Raw genomic sequence first — 1,462 nt, forward strand, 5'->3', positions numbered from 1 at the left:
TCCCGCCCGCGCAGACGCCGCCCGCCGAACTCTCGGCTCTCCACGCTCGCGTCCTCGCACAGACCAAATCGGCGAGTTAATCATCTGCAAGCCCTAAGACCTGTCCCGCAAGTCGGGGCTTCTTCCCAGCGACTGGGCCTCAGCCGATATCCCCGTGCCTGTGACCCCGTGCTGTGGCAGCCTGCCGTCATGCCAGCAGAGTTGAGAGAACATGCAGGTCGTCACTATGCCGTCCAGTTCCACTACGCCTTGCCTGACGATTCCTGGGCTGTGGAGCTGAGCGAGGCTGTGCCTGCGCCGGCCGCGTGGGCTGAGATACCCAACGCGGCAACCCATCTGCCCGGGCCGGCCTTCCTGGCGGCGCTCGTCCCCGACGAGGACCCTGGTCTGGAGCCGACCGTCCGCATCTATAGCCCTGACGAGCACGTCATCCCCTACGAGATCATGCAATGGTTCATGGAGCAGGTGGCTGACCAGGTGGAACGCTGCCGCATCGCGTTCGAGCAGGGGGATCCCGAAGCAGTGGAATGATCACGCCGTGGCTGGTGTGATCACGGCGTCGGAGCCGTCCTGGATAGGTCCGTTTACCGGGCTGAGCCCGCGACAGTTCGGGAAGCTCCTGACAGCGCTACGGCGGGAGGGCGCCGACCCAGTGCGCAAGGGCCGGCCGTGGAGCCTTCCGCTGGAGGACCGGGCCCTGCTGGTCACGGCGTACTGGCGTACGAACCTGACGATGCGGCAGCTCGCCCCGCTGTTCGGGGTGTCCAAATCGGCGGCGGACCGCATAATCGACCATCTCGGTCCGATGCTCGCACTCCAGCCCCGCAAACGGTTCGCCAAGGACACCGTGCTCATTGTGGACGGCACTCTGGTCCCCACCCGCGACCACACCGTGGCCGAGCAGTCCAAGAACTACAGGTACTCCACGAACCACCAGGTTGTCATCGACGCCGACACCCGCTTGGTCGTTGTCGTGGGTCGTACTCTCGCCGGGAACCGCAACGACTGCAAGGCGTGGGAGGAATCCGCCGCCAAGGCCGCCGTCGGTACGACCAGGACGATCGCCGACGGCGGCTATCCCGGCACCGGGCTCGTCATGCCCCACCGCCGACGCAAGGGCGAAGAGCTGCCCGACTGGAAACAGGAACACAACAAGTCCCACAAGCAGGTCCGCGCCCGCGTCGAGCACGTCTTCGCCCGCATGAAGACCTGGAAGATCCTCCGCGACTGCCGACTCAAAGGCGACGGCGTCCACCACGCCATGCTCGGCATCGCACGCTTGCACAACCTCACCCTCGCCGGATAGTCGAGCGACCGCACAGTAACCAACCCTGCCCTGGACGACTCATAGATCATTTGCGGGACAGCCCTTAGGGCTTGCAGATCATTAACACGTTGTCTTGATCTTGTTGTTGGGTTCGCTGGTCAAGGTGCGGACCCGGGCTTGGAGGATCGTGAGGGC

The 1,462-nt window shown here is 64.9% G+C and carries 2 protein-coding genes; both read left to right on the top strand.

Going from position 1 to position 1,462, the window contains the following annotated elements:
- Positions 1-189: 189 nt before the first annotated feature.
- Positions 190-531 carry a hypothetical protein gene (locus ACFVXE_RS39075; protein WP_389678560.1) on the top strand — a complete coding sequence of 114 codons (342 nt, stop codon included), beginning with the start codon at positions 190-192 and terminating at the stop codon, positions 529-531.
- 7 nt (positions 532-538) lie between these two features.
- Positions 539-1,306 (top strand): transposase, encoded by a 768-nt coding sequence (locus tag ACFVXE_RS39080; protein WP_389678562.1) that lies wholly within the window; start codon positions 539-541, stop codon positions 1,304-1,306.
- Positions 1,307-1,462: the final 156 nt, after the last annotated feature.

Origin of the sequence: Streptomyces sp. NPDC058231 (assembly GCF_042882275.1) — a bacterium.
Lineage (GTDB): Bacteria > Actinomycetota > Actinomycetes > Streptomycetales > Streptomycetaceae > Streptomyces.